The sequence below is a fragment of the Mycobacterium sp. NGS39 genome, assembly GCF_059812765.1.
On the sequence record NZ_JCALDH010000005.1, the window covers coordinates 24,286 to 38,598 of the forward strand.

The 14,313-nt window shown below is 69.1% G+C and carries 14 protein-coding genes and 1 pseudogene; 8 read left to right on the forward strand and 7 right to left on the reverse strand.

Annotated elements, in window-relative coordinates; all coding sequences use genetic code 11:
• Positions 1 to 27 precede the first annotated feature (27 nt).
• Genes AC5Y39_RS08550 through AC5Y39_RS08565 form a run of 4 tightly spaced genes read left to right on the forward strand, consistent with a single transcriptional unit; the run spans position 28 to position 3,151 of the window.
• Positions 28 to 447, forward strand: coding sequence for a cytidine deaminase (locus AC5Y39_RS08550; RefSeq protein ID WP_500021423.1), 420 nt, complete (start codon positions 28 to 30; stop codon positions 445 to 447).
• Positions 444 to 1,712, forward strand: coding sequence for a thymidine phosphorylase (locus AC5Y39_RS08555; protein WP_500021421.1), 1,269 nt, complete (start codon positions 444 to 446; stop codon positions 1,710 to 1,712). Before AC5Y39_RS08550 ends, AC5Y39_RS08555 begins: the two co-directional genes overlap by 4 nt.
• Entirely contained in the window at positions 1,709 to 2,797 is a 1,089-nt protein-coding gene (locus tag AC5Y39_RS08560; protein ID WP_500021420.1) for an adenosine deaminase, read from the forward strand. The genes AC5Y39_RS08555 and AC5Y39_RS08560 overlap by 4 nt, the downstream gene beginning before the upstream one ends.
• A 9-nt stretch (positions 2,798 to 2,806) precedes the next feature.
• A complete protein-coding gene (locus AC5Y39_RS08565; protein WP_500021419.1) occupies positions 2,807 to 3,151 on the forward strand; it encodes a VOC family protein in 345 nt (114 codons plus the stop codon).
• Here AC5Y39_RS08565 and satS read toward each other — a convergent pair whose 3' ends face one another.
• Positions 3,152 to 4,408 carry a protein export chaperone SatS gene (satS, locus tag AC5Y39_RS08570; RefSeq protein WP_500021418.1) on the reverse strand — a complete coding sequence of 419 codons (1,257 nt, stop codon included), beginning with the start codon at positions 4,406 to 4,408 and terminating at the stop codon, positions 3,152 to 3,154. It abuts the gene before it with no gap.
• Positions 4,409 to 4,440: 32 nt separating this feature from the next.
• Positions 4,441 to 5,964 carry a PE-PPE domain-containing protein gene (locus tag AC5Y39_RS08575; RefSeq protein WP_500021417.1) on the reverse strand — a complete coding sequence of 508 codons (1,524 nt, stop codon included), beginning with the start codon at positions 5,962 to 5,964 and terminating at the stop codon, positions 4,441 to 4,443.
• Between the two features lie 213 nt (positions 5,965 to 6,177).
• Between AC5Y39_RS08575 and AC5Y39_RS08580 the strand changes: the two are divergent.
• Both AC5Y39_RS08580 and AC5Y39_RS08585 read left to right on the forward strand, forming a co-directional pair.
• Positions 6,178 to 7,226 (forward strand): annotated as a pseudogene (locus tag AC5Y39_RS08580) (ABC transporter permease).
• 3 nt (positions 7,227 to 7,229) lie between these two features.
• Complete coding sequence (locus tag AC5Y39_RS08585) at positions 7,230 to 8,222, forward strand: ABC transporter ATP-binding protein (protein ID WP_500021416.1); 993 nt, start codon at positions 7,230 to 7,232, stop codon at positions 8,220 to 8,222.
• A 47-nt stretch (positions 8,223 to 8,269) separates the two neighbouring features.
• Here the strand turns inward: AC5Y39_RS08585 and AC5Y39_RS08590 are convergent, their stop codons facing one another.
• The gene (locus tag AC5Y39_RS08590; protein ID WP_500021414.1) at positions 8,270 to 9,385 is read right to left on the reverse strand and encodes a bifunctional WXG100 family type VII secretion target/C40 family peptidase; all 1,116 of its coding nucleotides are present in this window, start codon (positions 9,383 to 9,385) and stop codon (positions 8,270 to 8,272) included.
• A gap of 2 nt (positions 9,386 to 9,387) precedes the next feature.
• Positions 9,388 to 9,690, reverse strand: coding sequence for a hypothetical protein (locus AC5Y39_RS08595; protein ID WP_500021412.1), 303 nt, complete (start codon positions 9,688 to 9,690; stop codon positions 9,388 to 9,390).
• Between the two features lie 65 nt (positions 9,691 to 9,755).
• On the opposite strand from AC5Y39_RS08595, the gene upp reads away from it, so the two are divergent.
• Positions 9,756 to 10,379 (forward strand): uracil phosphoribosyltransferase, encoded by a 624-nt coding sequence (upp, locus tag AC5Y39_RS08600; RefSeq protein WP_500021409.1) that lies wholly within the window; start codon positions 9,756 to 9,758, stop codon positions 10,377 to 10,379.
• On the opposite strand, the gene AC5Y39_RS08605 is transcribed toward upp, so the two are convergent.
• The gene (locus tag AC5Y39_RS08605) at positions 10,361 to 11,929 is read right to left on the reverse strand and encodes a phospho-sugar mutase (protein WP_500021407.1); all 1,569 of its coding nucleotides are present in this window, start codon (positions 11,927 to 11,929) and stop codon (positions 10,361 to 10,363) included. The two genes, upp and AC5Y39_RS08605, sit on opposite strands and share 19 nt — an antisense overlap.
• Positions 11,926 to 12,366: a MarR family winged helix-turn-helix transcriptional regulator gene (locus AC5Y39_RS08610; protein WP_500021405.1), complete on the reverse strand. Its 441-nt coding sequence runs from the start codon at positions 12,364 to 12,366 to the stop codon at positions 11,926 to 11,928. Before AC5Y39_RS08610 ends, AC5Y39_RS08605 begins: the two co-directional genes overlap by 4 nt.
• Positions 12,367 to 12,441: 75 nt before the next feature.
• On the opposite strand from AC5Y39_RS08610, the gene AC5Y39_RS08615 reads away from it, so the two are divergent.
• Positions 12,442 to 13,539 carry an AbrB family transcriptional regulator gene (locus AC5Y39_RS08615; protein WP_500021403.1) on the forward strand — a complete coding sequence of 366 codons (1,098 nt, stop codon included), beginning with the start codon at positions 12,442 to 12,444 and terminating at the stop codon, positions 13,537 to 13,539.
• Here the strand turns inward: AC5Y39_RS08615 and AC5Y39_RS08620 are convergent.
• Positions 13,485 to 14,279, reverse strand: a complete 795-nt coding sequence (locus AC5Y39_RS08620) for a purine-nucleoside phosphorylase (RefSeq protein ID WP_500021401.1) — start codon at positions 14,277 to 14,279, stop codon at positions 13,485 to 13,487. The two genes, AC5Y39_RS08615 and AC5Y39_RS08620, sit on opposite strands and share 55 nt — an antisense overlap.
• Positions 14,280 to 14,313 lie beyond the last annotated feature (34 nt).

The window sequence follows — 14,313 nt, forward strand, 5'->3', positions numbered from 1 at the left end:
GGGCCACTAGGGTAAGGCGTTGATCCGATGACGACGGCGAAAGCGGCGACGGTGGGCGCAGACATCGACTGGAAAGCATTGCGCGGCAAGGCAACTAGCCTAGCTGACCGTGCCTACGCGCCGTATTCGCGGTTCCCGGTCGGTGCCGCGGCGCTGGTGGACGACGGCCGCGTGGTGGCCGGCTGCAACGTCGAGAACGCCTCGTACGGACTGGCGCTGTGCGCCGAGTGCGCGGTCGTGTGCGCGCTGCACAGCGGTGGGGGCGGGCGGCTGGTCGCGTTGGCCTGCGTCGACGGGGGCGGCCGGCCGCTGATGCCGTGCGGGCGCTGCCGGCAGCTGTTGATGGAGCACGGCGGCCCGGAACTGCTGGTCGATGCGCCCGGCGGTGCGCGCCGCCTCGCCGAGCTGTTGCCGCACGCGTTCGGGCCGGACGACCTGCAGCGATGAACTTCGACGCGCCCACCGTGATCCGGGCCAAGCGCGACGGCCACCGCCTGTCCGGCGAGGCGATCGACTGGGTGGTGCACGCCTACACCGCGGGCGAGGTCGCCGACGAGCAGATGTCGGCGCTGCTGATGGCGATCTTCCTGCGCGGGATGGACCGCGACGAGATCGCCCAGTGGACCGCGGCGATGGTGGCCTCAGGACAGCGGTTCGACTTCTCGGACATCGGCCGGCCCACTGTCGACAAGCACTCCACCGGCGGCGTCGGTGACAAGCTCACGCTCACCGTCATGCCCGTCGTCGTCGCGTGCGGCGGCGCCGTGCCGCAGGCAGCCGGTCGGGGGCTCGGCCACACCGGCGGCACGCTGGACAAGCTCGAGTCAATTCCAGGGTTCACCGCTGAACTCACGAAACACCAACTGCATCAACAACTTCAAGATGTCGGCGCGGCGATCTTCGCACCGGGCGAGCTGGCCCCGGCCGACCGCAAGATCTATGCGCTGCGCGACGTCACCGCGACCACCGAGTCGTTGCCGCTGATCGCCAGCTCGGTGATGAGCAAGAAAATCGCCGAGGGCGTCAGCGCGCTGGTTCTCGACTGCAAGGTCGGCTCGGGAGCGTTTCTGAAAACCGAGGCGGAGGTGCGTGAGCTGGCCCGCACGATGGTCGAGCTCGGTGCCGCCCACGGTCTGGCGACCCGCGCGCTGCTGACCGACATGAACACCCCACTCGGGCGTGCGGTCGGCAACGCGGTCGAGGTCGCCGAAGCGCTGGAGGTGCTGGGCGGCGGCGGGCCCGACGACGTCGTGGAGCTGACCCTGGCGCTGGCCACCGAGATGCTCGACGCGGCCGGCCTCGACGGCCGCGACCCGGCGGACACCCTGCGTGACGGGTCGGCAATGGACTCCTTCCGCGCGGTGGTCGCCGCGCAGGGTGGCGACCTGGGCAAGCCGCTGCCGCTGGGCGCGAACACCGAGACCGTTACCGCGGACCGAAGCGGCACCGTCGGCGACATCGACGCGATGGCGGTGGCGATGGCGGCGTGGCGGCTCGGCGCGGGCCGAGCACGGCCGGGCGATCCCGTGCAGCCCGGCGCCGGGGTGCGAATCCACCGCCGGCCGGGGGAGCAGGTGGTCGCCGGCGAGCCGGTGTTCACGCTCTACACCGACACCGCGGAGCGCTTGGCGCCCGCGTTGGCAGAACTCGACGGCTGGCGTGTGGGGATGTTCACCCGCAGGCCGCTTGTGATCGACAGAATCGTGGGATGACGGCTCCGCTGAACCTGGACACGATCGGTCGGGCGCCCAAGGCCCTGCTGCACGACCACCTCGACGGCGGCCTGCGCCCGGCGACCGTGCTCGAGCTCGCCGACCAGTGCGGTTACCGCGACCTGCCGGCCACTGACGTCGACGCTCTTGCGACCTGGTTCGCCACCTCCGCGCACAGCGGCTCGCTGGAGCGCTACCTCGCGCCGTTCGCACACACCGTCGGCATAATGCAAACCCAGGCTGCGCTGTATCGGGTGGCCTACGAGTGTGTCGAGGACCTGGCCGCCGACAACGTCGTCTACGCCGAGGTCCGGTTCGCGCCGGAGCTGCACATCGACGACGGCCTGTCGCTCGACGAGGTGGTGGACGCGGTGCTGGCCGGATTCGCCGACGGCGAGAAGGCCGTGCGCGCCGACGGCCGGACCATCACCGTGCGGTGCCTGGTCACCGCGATGCGCCACGCCGCCCGCTCACTGGAGATCGCCGAGCTGGCGATCCGGTTCCGGGACAAGGGCGTGGTCGGCTTCGACATCGCCGGCGCCGAGGCGGGACACCCGCCGACCCGTCATCTCGACGCCTTCGAATACATGCGAAACAACAGCGGCCGCTTCACGATTCACGCGGGAGAGGCATTCGGGCTGCCGTCCATCCACGAGGCGATCGCGTTCTGCGGCGCCGACCGGCTGGGCCACGGCGTGCGGATCGTCGACGACATCGAGGAGCGGGCCGACGGCAGCCACCACCTCGGCCGGGTGGCGGCAATCGTGCGCGACAAGCGGATTCCGCTGGAGATGTGCCCCAGCTCGAACGTGCAGACCGGCGCTGTGCGCAGCATCGCCGAGCATCCGTTCGGCCTGCTGGCGCGGCTGCGGTTCCGGGTGACCGTCAACACCGACAACCGGTTGATGAGCGACACCACGATGAGCCTGGAAATGCTGCGGCTCGTCGAGACGTTCGGTTACGGCTGGGCCGACTTGCAGCGCTTCACCATCAACGCGATGAAATCGGCGTTCATCCCGTTCGACGAGCGGCTCGCGATCATCGACGACGTCATCAAGCCGCGATTCGCGGTGCTGATCGGGTAGGAGGGCACGATGATCACCGGCGCTCACGTCATCGTCTACAGCACCGACGCCGACGCCGACCGCGCGTTCTTCCGCGACGTCCTCGGCTATCCGCATGTCGACGCCGGCGGCGGTTGGCTGATCTTCAAGCTGCCGCCCGCCGAGGTCGCGGTGCATCCCGCCGACCAGGGCGCCCATGAGCTGTATCTGATGTGCGACGACCTCGACGCCACCATCGCCTCGCTTGCCGATCGCGGGATCGGCTGCACGCCGCCGACCGACGAGGGGTGGGGGATCTTGACGACGATCACGCTGCCCGGCGGCGGCAGCCTCGGGCTGTATGAGCCGCGGCACGATCGTGCCACCGAGCTGTAGCTACTCCTGGCGCAGGCGCGACTCGACGAACGCTTCCAGCTCGCCCCACTGGTCGACGGCCTTGACGTACGGCGGTTTGGGTTTGCTGACTCCGTCGGGATCGAGCACATGCGCGACCAGTTGCCCCAGCGGGGTATCCGGCTCGAGGATCCTGTCGACCGTGCTGTCCTGGGAGTAGTCGCCGACGTCGCGAAGCAGCTCGACGGCAAGCGCCAGTTGCTCGCGGTCCACCGCGTCGGGGCCGTCGGCCAGGTCGTCGGCGATGCCGGTCAGCACGTACACGTTGTCCTCGGTGACGTCGATCCGCAGTGAGCCGTCGGTGGCGGCGGTGCGGATGTCGTCGTAGGTCGCCAGGTCGGAGAGGTCGTGGTCGTGCTCGTCGGCCAAGTACCGCGCCAGCGCCCGCTCGGAGCCGAACACGCTGATCCGGCCGTTGCGCCCCAAAAACACCGGAGTGTCGTCGAGGTAGCACCGCAGCGTGTAGAACGTGCCGGTGCTCGTCATCATCCGGACCGGGTCGATGCCCACCTTGGCCCAGAAGTCCTCGTCGCCACCCAGCACGACGTCGTGCGCGGCAGCCGGCTCGGGTTCCTCGGAGGTCTCCTCGTCGGTCTGTGCGCCCAGCTCGACGCTGTCTTCTTCCTCCTCGGGCTCCTCGGGCGCCGGTTCGTCGAGTTCGGCCTTGGCTTTCTCCGCGGCCGCGCTGTCCACGTCGGGGGTGGTGATGACCTCCTCGATCGCGTCGATGACCTTGTCCCAGCCCTTCTCGACGACCGCGCCGATCTCGTCCCAGCGCCGCAGCCCCGCCTTGTCGGAGAAGTTCTCGATCCCGCCGGACACCGCGGTCAGCACCGGGTTGCCATTGAAGAACTTGGTCACCGCAGGCAGCTCGCAGACCGATCCGATCGCCGAGGCGATCGCCAGCGTCCCGGCCAGCTCTTCGACGGACTCCGCTGTCGGCTTCTCGGCGAGCAGCTCGTAGACCTTGATCAAATCGAAGCGCTTGTCGTCTTTCGGGTTGAGCTTGTGGGCCGACCCGCTTTTGAGCTTTTCCCACGCCGGGTGGTCGGTGAGGTCGTTGTCGTGGTCGGAGCGGACGAACGCGACGAGGTCGGCTACCGACTCGAACGCGTAGAGGTCGTCGTCCTTGCCGAGGAACGCCTCCCACTCGTCGTTGGCGTCGCGCCAGCGCGGCGCGTACAGCGTGAACACGTCGCGGTCGTCAAGAGACAGCTCGATCGGCACGATGTCAGCCACGCGCCACAGCCTAGCCACTGACGCTCGGGCGGCTACTTCGTGCTCGCGGCGGCGCTGCCGGCAGAAGCCGAACGGGTGTCGGACGTGTCGTTGCCGGACGGCGCGTGCCTGTTGATCGCCAGCGACGGCAGCCGAACGCGGGGCGGCTTCGGATCGTCCGTGTTGCCAGCCGGCGGTGTGGTCGGCTGCTTGGTCACGTCGGGGCGGAACGCCGCGACGAGATCGGCCGGCTTGGTCAACCTCGGCGGCTTGACCGGCTTGGTCTTCGGCGGGTCGCTCTTGAGCGTCGGCGTCTCGGTGCGCTTCTGGTCGGAGGGCGCCAGATCTTCTGCGGGTGTGGCCGGGGTGAGCTGGGCCGACGGGTTCGCCGCCACGTACGGGGTCGGACTGCCGCAATTGGCGCCGCCCCCGCAGCCGGCGTTGATGGGCGGACCGCCCACTCCGTACGGAGAGGTGGGAACCGTCGTCCCGAGCGGCCGGCTGCCGGTGAAGTAACTGATCCCGTTGTCAAGCCCCACCGGCACGGCACGCACCGCGTTGACCAGCGTGGTGATCGGGTTGCCGAAGTACAGGAAGTTGGCGTGCGTCGGCGCTCCGGGGTTGATCGTGCGGTCGTAGCCCGCCTCCACCAGCACCCGCAGCACCGGGTCGAGGGTCTGTGCAAGCGGGGTTCCGATGACCGGGATCTGCGTGAGCGGCATCAGCAGCGGCAGCACCGGCGTCGGAACGAGGTAGTAGGTGGTGTCGCCGTACCGTCCCTGCAATTGCGGTGTGCCGATGCCGGTGTAGTTGCCGCCGTGGAGGTAGTAGATGCCCATCGCGGCATTGAGGTCGGACAGCAGAAACAGCGGGTTCAGCGGGAAGTCGGTCCAGCCGTCGTACTGGCGGGCGACGTCGACGGTTGTCATAGCCGTCGGGGTGCCGTCCGGGTTGTTGGTGGGCGTGGCGCCGTCAGCGGTCACTCCCAGGATCGGGATGTGCAGCCCCTCGAAGCGCTCGAGGATGCCGCCGTTGGGTCGGTTCGGGTTCCCGACGAGCACGAAGTTCACGGGAACGCCGGCCGGGTTGGCGATCAGGTCGCGCTTTTCGTCTGTCGCGATGGTCGCGCTCTGCGAATAGCCGTACACCACATATTTGGTGTCGGTGACGTCTTGGTTCGGGTCGGTGGCGTCATAGGGGGGCGCCGTCGCTTGGCAGGCGCCGTTGCGAATACAGCGGTCGAGGTTTGCCTTTCCCGCCGCCACCGACTGGTCGAACGTCATGTCGGTGAGCCCGGTGTCGAACCGGAACTGTTCGGGGGTATAGACCGCGACGAGGGTGCAGGGCGAATTGCCGCAGAACCCAGTGTTGTCGATGTAGGTGTCGTTGGCGCCGGTCACATAGTCGCTGATGAACTGCTGCGTGTCCTGCGGCCGACTGAGCGGATGCTTGGTTCCGCCCATGATGAGCGCGGTCGCGGCAAGCACGACCGACGTCATCGTCGTCGACACGGCCAGCAAGAAGGTGAGGCCCAGCGTCAGCAAAGCCACTGCCGCAGCGCGGATGAAAGGGCGCATTCCGACCTCCCTGGGTGCGCCGAAATCTATTTTCACCGCGCTGGGACTCGAAATTTCCCCGCCCGACGCCGTGGGTGAGAACATCCTGACACTTTCGGGACCATTCCCGTAGCAAAATCGAACTACTTCTTTGTGTGACTGTCAGCAAACTTCAACGGTGGTGCTTTTCCAAAGCGCAGCCGCGTGCCGGTCGACCCCGGTAACGTCGCCGGCATGCTGTTCGCGGCGTTACGCGACATGCAGTGGCGAAGGCGGCGCTTTTCATAGCGATCGTCAGCACCGCATTGGTCTTCGCGATGACGCTGGTTCTCACCGGCCTGTCCAACGGCTTCCGGGTCGAATCACAACGAACCGTCGATTCCCTGGGTGTCGACCGATTCGTCATCGAGGCGGGAGCGAACGGCCCTTTTATGGGCGCCACGGCATTCGCTCCCGTTGATCTCGCCCGGATGGCGAGTACGCCCGGTGTCGTGGCGGCGGCTCCGCTCACCATGGCCGCGGTGACGATCAGGCAGGGCACCTCGACAAAGAACGCCACCGCGTTCGGGGCGCCGGAGCATGGCCCTGGCATGCCTGCCGTCGCGGAGGGGCGCACCCCGTCGAGGGCCGACGAGGTCGCGGTGTCGAGCACATTGGGACGCCACGTCGGCGACGATCTTCAGGTCGGCAAGCGCACCCTACGGATCGTCGGGATAGTGCCCAATTCCACTGCGCTGGCGCGCATGCCGAACATCTTCATGACCACCGAGGGCGTGCAGCAGCTGGCTTTCAGCGGTCAGCCGATCGTCACCTCGATAGGGATCGTCGGCACACCGCAAGAAGTACTGCCCGGCTACCAGGTCGTCGATCGGGCGGCTGGCATGACTGACCTGATGCGCCCGATGAAGGTGGCGGTCGACGCGATCACCATCGTCGCGGTGCTGCTGTGGATCGTGGCGGCGTTGATCGTCGGGTCAGTGGTGTACCTCTCTGCGCTCGAGCGGTTGCGCGATTTCGCGGTGTTCAAGGCGATCGGCGCGCCGACGCGGTCGATTCTGGCGGGACTGGCCGTGCAGGCCGTTGTCGTCGCGCTGCTGGCCGCGGCGCTGGGGATGCTGCTCGCCCAAGCACTCGCGCCGTTGTTCCCGATGAACGTCGTGGTACCGATGCGCGCCTACCTCGCGCTGCCGGCGGTCGCTGTGGCCATCGGTCTGCTGGCCAGCCTTGCCGGGCTCCGGCGTGCGGTGGCGGTGGATCCGGCGCTTGCCTTCGGAGGTCCCTGAGCCGTGGGCGATTTGAGCATTCAGGACCTGGTGGTCGAATACTCCAGCGGCGGATACGCCGTGCGGCCGATCAACGGCTTGACCCTCGATGTGGCGGCCGGATCGTTGGTGATACTTCTGGGGCCCAGTGGCTGCGGGAAGACGACGCTGCTGTCGTGTCTCGGCGGCATCCTGCGTCCGCGTTCCGGACTGATCAGTTTCGACGGTGCCGACATCACCGGGCTCGAAGGCAGTGCGTTGGCGAAGTACCGGCGCCAGACGGTCGGCATCGTGTTCCAGGCGTTCAACCTCGTCGCCAGTCTCACCGCGATGGAAAACGTCATGATCCCGATGCGCATTGCCGGCATCCCCCGCGCATCGGCGCGCGAGCGTGCCACGAAGCTGCTGACCCAGGTCGGTCTCGCGGACCGTCTGAAACATCGTCCGGGTGACTTGAGCGGCGGTCAGCAGCAACGAGTGGCAGTCGCTCGGGCCATCGCTTTGGATCCGCCACTGATCCTCGCCGACGAACCAACGGCACACCTCGATTTCATCCAGGTCGAGGAGGTGCTGCGGCTGATCCGCTCGCTAGCTTCGGGGCAACGTGTGGTGGTCGTCGCGACCCACGACAGTCGGATACTGCCGATGGCGGATCGGGTCGTCGACCTGATTCCCGATGTCGCGCCGACGAACCAGCGATCCGAAACGACCCATCTCTCGGCCGGTGAGGTGCTGTTCGAGCAGGGCTCGATGGGAAGTCTCATCTACATCGTGACCGAGGGTGAACTGGAGATCGTGCGCGAATTAGCCGACGGCGGTGAGGAATTCGTGCGCGCAGCCGGTCCGGGCGACTACTTCGGCGAGATAGGTGTGCTGTTTCACCTGCCGCGGTCGGCGACAGTGCGCGCCCGCACCGACGCGACGGTTGTGGGCTATACAGCGCAGGCGTTTCGTGAGCGGCTCGGCGTCAGCGGTTTCGCCGAGCTGATCCAGCGTCGCAAGCTCACCATCGACTGATCCGCGCTGCCCACTGCGCGCTTCGACCGCGCTGTGCGGTCTCACGCTCACGCCGTCGGCCGCCAGAACCCCTGGAAACCCTGACCCGCGTTGGTGGTTCGGATCGGTGACAGCTGAACAGGATCGCCCGCCTCGATCATCATGCCGTTGCCCACGACCATCGCCACATGCCCGTCCCACACGGCGAGGTCGCCAGGCAGCAACGCATTCGGCGCTACCGCCGCGCCGATGTCCTGCTCTTGGGCCAGCCGCGGAAGGTCAAGTCCCGCTTCGTGATACGCCCACTGCGTCAAGCCGCTGCAGTCCAGCCCGACACCCGGCGACGTCCCGCCCCAGTCGTAAGGCACGCCGAGTTGCGTGAGCGCATGCCGTACCGCTTCAGCGGCCACCTGGTTCGGTGCCTGTGCGGTGCTGCCGTCGGGCAGGCGCACCGCGACCCCGCTGCCCAACGCGTCGGGGTTCGGCATGGGTGCCTCGGCGACGTCGTCGAGACCGGTGGCGGCCGGCAGCCCGCCCGACGCCAGGCTGGTGAGCCCGGACAGCCCGGAGAGGCCGGAGGGAATTGCCGACGCGGCCGAAGGGGCCGGCGCGGCCGGAGCCATCGTGGCCGGCGTGGCCGGCGACAGCCCCGCGGGTGACGTCACCGGTGCCTGAGGAGCCGGTGGCGCCCCTGGTCCCGACGCGACAGCCGCGGCATGACCGTCGAGCTCGGCTTCCAGGTTCGCGACCACGCGGCCGGCCTCCGCGAGTGCCTGCCGTGCGGCATCGGCCAGCGCGGGCGCGCTTTTCGGCAAGGCAGGCTCCAGCGCCTGAGCGGTGGCTTGGAAGTCGTCGATGATGCGCTGCAGCTGGGCCTTCGCGCGCGCGACCGCGTCCGACGCGGCCCCCACGCGGTTGGCCATGCCCGACGCGTGGGCCGCGAGGTCGGCCGCGCCGGTGAGCGCCGTCGAGATCGCCTGCCCCGCCGCGTCGGCGGCGAGACCCGACCACGCGGCACCCATCTGCCCGAGCGCCGCTGTGCCCGCGGACGCCGCGTCAGTGATGACCTGGCTGGCGGCGAGCAGTGTCCGGGCCGGGTCGTCGCCGGTGAAGACGCCGGCACCGACGGCGGCGTGCAATTCATGCAGTGGTGCCGCGAGCGCGGCGACCAGGGCGCTGGGCACCGTTAACTGGCCAGGCCTGTGAGGTGAGCCCGGGACCGCTGGTCAACGTCGTCGAAGTGCCCGGCGGCGGCTGTCGTCGCGGCGCCGGCCGCCGCCACGTCGTCGGCGATGCGGCTCAATCCGGCCGCCAGCTCCTCGGTGGCGGCGACGAGTGCCTGGGCGAACCGGCTGCCGATCGGGCCGAACGCGGCGGCGACCGTCGGGCCGAGGTCGACGGACAGGGTGGTGGCCGCGGCGTGAAGGTCGGCGCCCAGGGAGGCGGTAGCGCTGCCGTAGCCGCGGATGGCGTGGGTGTCGGCGTGCATGCCGTGTTGGACGTGGCATCGCGACGATCCGGTTCCGCCGCAATCGCCGGGCTAATGTCTGCGCCATGGACGTGCGCGTCGTAGACCACCCGCTGGCCCGGACCCGGTTGACCACATTGCGCGACGAACGCACCGACAACGCGGCGTTCCGCGCCGCGCTGCGCGACCTGACGCTGATGCTGGTCTACGAGGCGACCCGCGGCGCGCCCACCGACACGATCTCGGTGCGCACGCCGTTGGCGGTGACCACCGGCTGCCGGCTGGCCAAGCCGCCGCTTCTGGTGCCGGTGCTGCGGGCCGGGCTCGGGATGGTGGACCAAGCGCACGCGCTGATACCGGAGGCACGCGTCGGATTCGTCGGTGTCGCCCGCGACGAGCGAACCCATTCGCCGACACCGTATTTGGAGTCGCTTCCCGACGATCTGTCGCGCCAGCCGGTGATGGTGCTGGATCCGATGCTGGCCACCGGCGGGTCGATGGCCCACACTGTCGGACTGCTGCAGGCGCGCCAAGCCACCGACATCACCGCGGTGTGCGTGGTGGTGGCGCCGGAGGGCATTGCCGCGCTCGAGAAGATCGCACCCGACATGCGGGTCTTCACCGCCACCGTCGACGACCGCCTCAACGAGATCGCCTACATCGTCCCTGGTTTAGGCGACGCCGGGGACCGTCAGTTCGGTCCCCGCTGAAGCAGCGCGGTCGCCTCGGCCCGAACCTCTGCGCACATCTCCTCGGCCCGGCGGCGGGCAACCCGCAGCTCGTCGCCGGCCACGCGAATCTCGATGTATGCCTTGGCTTTCGGCTCGGTGCCCGACGGTCTGACCGCCAACCGCACGCCGTCGCCGGAAAAGATGAGCACGTCGGCCCATTCGGCGACGGTCACGGCGACGCCGCAGAGCCGTGCCGGCGGATCGCTGCGCAGCCGCGCGATCAGCGCTGCCGCGTCGTCGGTGCGCACCGTGATCGACGCAGTCAAATGCACGCCGTGGCGGCGGGCCAGGTCGTCGAGCGCGTCGGCAACCGAGCGGTCGTCGCCTTTCAGCGCCGCGACCAGGTCGCAGCACAGCACCGCCGCGCTGATGCCGTCCTTGTCGCGGACGGCCTGCGGGTCGACGCAGTGGCCGATCGCCTCCTCGTAGGCGTACACCAGCTCGTCGCCGGCGGCGCGGGCCAGCCACTTGAATCCGGTGAGCGTCTCCACGTGCCGAGCGTTGTGGGCTGCGGCGATCGCGGCCAGCATGCGAGACGACACCACCGTGCTTGCCACCGCCACGCCCGGCTTCGCGTACCGCAGAATGTAATCGCCCAGCAGCCAACCGGTTTCGTCGCCGGACAGCATGCGCCAGCCGTGCTCTGTCGGGATGGCGATCGCGCAGCGGTCGGCGTCCGGGTCCAGCGCGACTGCGAGGTCCGCGCCGACGTCGGCAGCCAGCTCCAGCAACATGTCCACTGTGCCCGGCTCTTCGGGGTTGGGAAACGCGACGGTGGGAAAGTCCGGGTCGGGAGCGAATTGGCTTGCGACCGTTTGCACGTCGGTGAAGCCGGCCCGCCGTAAAGCCTCGACGGCGACCTGCCCGCCCACTCCGTGCAGCGGCGTCAGCGCCACGCGCACCGTGCCGGAGCCACGGCGCACAGTCGCTGTGCGCTGGAGGTAGTCCTCGAGAATGCCTGCCGCACTGGGTGTTACCGGAATCCGCCGGATGTCGTCGGCGTACGGGGCGTCAGCCATCGCGGCCTCGATCTGCCGGTCGGTGGGTGAGACGATCTGCAGGCCGCCGTCGAGGTAGACCTTGTAGCCGTTGTCGGAGGCCGGATTGTGCGACGCGGTGATCTGCACGCCGGCCACGGCGCCGCGTCGGCGCACGGCGAACGCGAGCACCGGGGTGGGCAGCGGCTCCGGAAAAAGCGTCACCGAAAAGCCTTCGGCGGCAAACACTTCCGCCGCCGCGGTCGCGAACTCCCGCGACCGGTGTCGGGCGTCGTAGCCGACGAACACCGGGCCTGGCTCGACCACGCGCGCCACCGCCCAGGTGGCGCGCACCACGACGGCGAGGTTCATGCCTGCCGGACCGGCCCGCATCGGCCCGCGCAGCCCGGCCGTGCCGAACGTCAGCGGCCTACTGAACTGCGCGGCGAGTTCGTCGGGCGTGCAGGCCGACAACTCCGCCACCGCGTCGGGTTCTGGATCGTGAGCGATCCACTCCGCGATCCACTCTGCGATCCACTCCTGGGGCGTCACTCCCGTGATTCTGCCCTGGCGAGTTTGCGCAGAATCGGGGCAACCAGCATCACCAGGTCGCATTCGAGATCGGTCAGGTGCTCGCGCATCGCGTCCTGCAGCCAGCGGTCCCGCTCGGCCCGATCGGTCTCGAGCAGGGCGGTGCCCTCAGGGGTGATCTCGACGAGCTGGCGGCGCCTGTCGGCGGTGTCGGCGCGGCGAGACACCAGCCTGCGCGCCGCCAGGTCGTTGATGCTGTCCGTCAGCGACTGCACTCGCACATGCAGCCGTTGGGCCAGTTCCGCGGGAGTGCTGACCCCGGTGCGGCTGACTTCGCTGAGCACCTCCAACTGGCTCAGCGTGAGCCCGTGGTCGGGCCGATGCCGTCGCAACTGGCGGGCCAGCGCCATCATCGCCTCGCGCAGTTCGGTGGCGGCGGCGGAACGTTGCGCGCCCATAAGCAAGTTATACCTTAACAATTTCGCTGATCGACGCACTTTGAGTTGCAAAATTGTCAAGGGCATACTTGAAGAATGAGGTGGCTGGTTCTGGCGGGTGTGACGGTCGCGGTGACCGTCCCGCTCGCCAGGCTCGGCGTGCCGTCGGCGGCGTTGTTCGCGGCGCTGGTGGTGGGCATTGCGCTGGCGCTGGTGCCGTGCGCGCCGCGGCGCGTCCCGCGGCTGGCCGGCCTGGCCGCCCAGGGAGTGCTCGGCGTCTACATCGGCACCATGGTGCACCGTGAGTCGTTCGCGGCGCTGGGCTCGGACTGGCCGGTTGTCGCGGCTGTCGCAATCGGCACGCTGGTGCTGTCCGTCGTCGGCGGAGCGCTGCTGGGTCTGCACCGGGACGTCACGCCGCTGACCGGGGCGCTGGCCCTCGTGGCCGGCGGCGCGTCCGGTCTGGTGGCGATCGCGCGGGAATTGGGTGGCGACGACCGCGTGGTGGCCGTGGTGCAGTACTTGCGCGTCGCGCTGATCACCGCGTCCATGCCCGTCGTCGTCACTCTCGTCTATCACGCGACCAAGGCGCCGCACCAGGAAATGGTGTCCGAAAGCGGTTCGCTGCGTTGGTATCTCAGCGTTGCGCTGATGTCGGTGATCGTGCTCACAGGGGCTGCGGCCGGGCGGTTGGTGCGGATGCCCGGCGCCGGATTGCTGGGTCCGATGGCGATCACAATCGCGGTCGAGCTCACCGGGCTCTCGTTCGGGCTGAGCGTGCCCGCGGTGCTGGTGCAGATCGGCTACATGCTGATCGGCTGGCAGGCCGGCCTGGCGTTCACCCGCGAGTCGCTGCGCGCGATCGAGCGCATCCTGCCGGCCGCATTCGGGCTGATCGTCATGCTGAACGTGGCCGCGGCGGGCTTCGGTGTAGTGCTGTCGAAGGTGGCAGGGATCAGCGAGCTCGACGGCTATCTGGCGACCAGCCCCGGCGGCATCTACGCCGTGCTGGCGACGAGCGTCGAAACCGGCTCCAACGTCACGTTCGTCGTTGCCGCGCAAGTGATTCGCGTGCTGCTGATGCTGTTCACGGCACCGCTGGTGGCTCGGGTGTTCCTGCGGTTCTCGCCGCACACTGCTCAGATCATGCCGACGATCGAGCCCAGCAGGGCGCCGATCCGCGCTGCGGATTGACGGCCGGCTTGCAGCACCTCGTCGTGGCGGATCGGCTGGCCCGTGATGCCGGCGGCCATGTTGGTCACGAGCGAGAGCCCCAGCACCTCCAACCCCGCCGCTCGCGCGGCGATGGTCTCGTGCACCGTGGACATGCCGACCAAATCGGCGCCCAGCGTGCGCAGCATCCGAATCTCGGCGGGTGTTTCGTACTGCGGCCCGACCAGGCCGGCGTAGACGCCCTCGGGCAGCGTCGGATCGGCCTCGCGCGCCAGCGCGCGCAGCCGGGGGGAGTACGCGTCGACCATGTCGACGAACCGCGGGCCGATCAGCGGTGAGCGGCCGGTGAGGTTGAGATGGTCGGCGATCAGCACGGCCTGCCCGACGCGATAGTCGTCGCGCAGGGCGCCGGCGGCATTGGTCAGCACCACCGCCCGCACACCAGCGGCCGCCGCGGTGCGGACCGCATGCACGACATGCCGCAGCTCGTGCCCCTCGTAGGCGTGAATTCGCCCGAGCAGCAACAGGATTCGCGTATCGCCTCGTAGGATGGACGACACCGTGCCGCGATGCCCGGCGGCGGCCGGAGGCGTGAAGCCGGGCAGCTCCGCCATGTCAAGGGTGGCGGTGGGACGGCCCAACGCGTCGGCGGCCGGCGCCCACCCGGATCCGATCACCACGGCGACGTCGTGTTTGCTGACTCCGGTGTGGTCGGCGATGGCCGCGGCGGCCTGTCCGGCCAGCTCGTCATCCCGAGTCACGGTCAGCGAGCCTAGTCCGCAATGCGATACTGCG

Excerpts from the sequence above, each read along its gene's own strand:
- AC5Y39_RS08550 (WP_500021423.1), top strand. The coding sequence starts at position 28 with ATGACGACGGCGAAAGCGGCGACGGTGGGCGCAGACATCGACTGGAAA.
- AC5Y39_RS08555 (WP_500021421.1), top strand. The coding sequence starts at position 444 with ATGAACTTCGACGCGCCCACCGTGATCCGGGCCAAGCGCGACGGCCAC.
- AC5Y39_RS08560 (WP_500021420.1), top strand. The coding sequence starts at position 1,709 with ATGACGGCTCCGCTGAACCTGGACACGATCGGTCGGGCGCCCAAGGCC.
- AC5Y39_RS08565 (WP_500021419.1), top strand. The coding sequence starts at position 2,807 with ATGATCACCGGCGCTCACGTCATCGTCTACAGCACCGACGCCGACGCC.
- AC5Y39_RS08575 (WP_500021417.1), bottom strand. The coding sequence starts at position 5,964 with ATGCGCCCTTTCATCCGCGCTGCGGCAGTGGCTTTGCTGACGCTGGGC.
- AC5Y39_RS08595 (WP_500021412.1), bottom strand. The coding sequence starts at position 9,690 with ATGCACGCCGACACCCACGCCATCCGCGGCTACGGCAGCGCTACCGCC.
- upp (WP_500021409.1), top strand. The coding sequence starts at position 9,756 with ATGGACGTGCGCGTCGTAGACCACCCGCTGGCCCGGACCCGGTTGACC.
- AC5Y39_RS08610 (WP_500021405.1), bottom strand. The coding sequence starts at position 12,366 with ATGGGCGCGCAACGTTCCGCCGCCGCCACCGAACTGCGCGAGGCGATG.
- AC5Y39_RS08615 (WP_500021403.1), top strand. The coding sequence starts at position 12,442 with ATGAGGTGGCTGGTTCTGGCGGGTGTGACGGTCGCGGTGACCGTCCCG.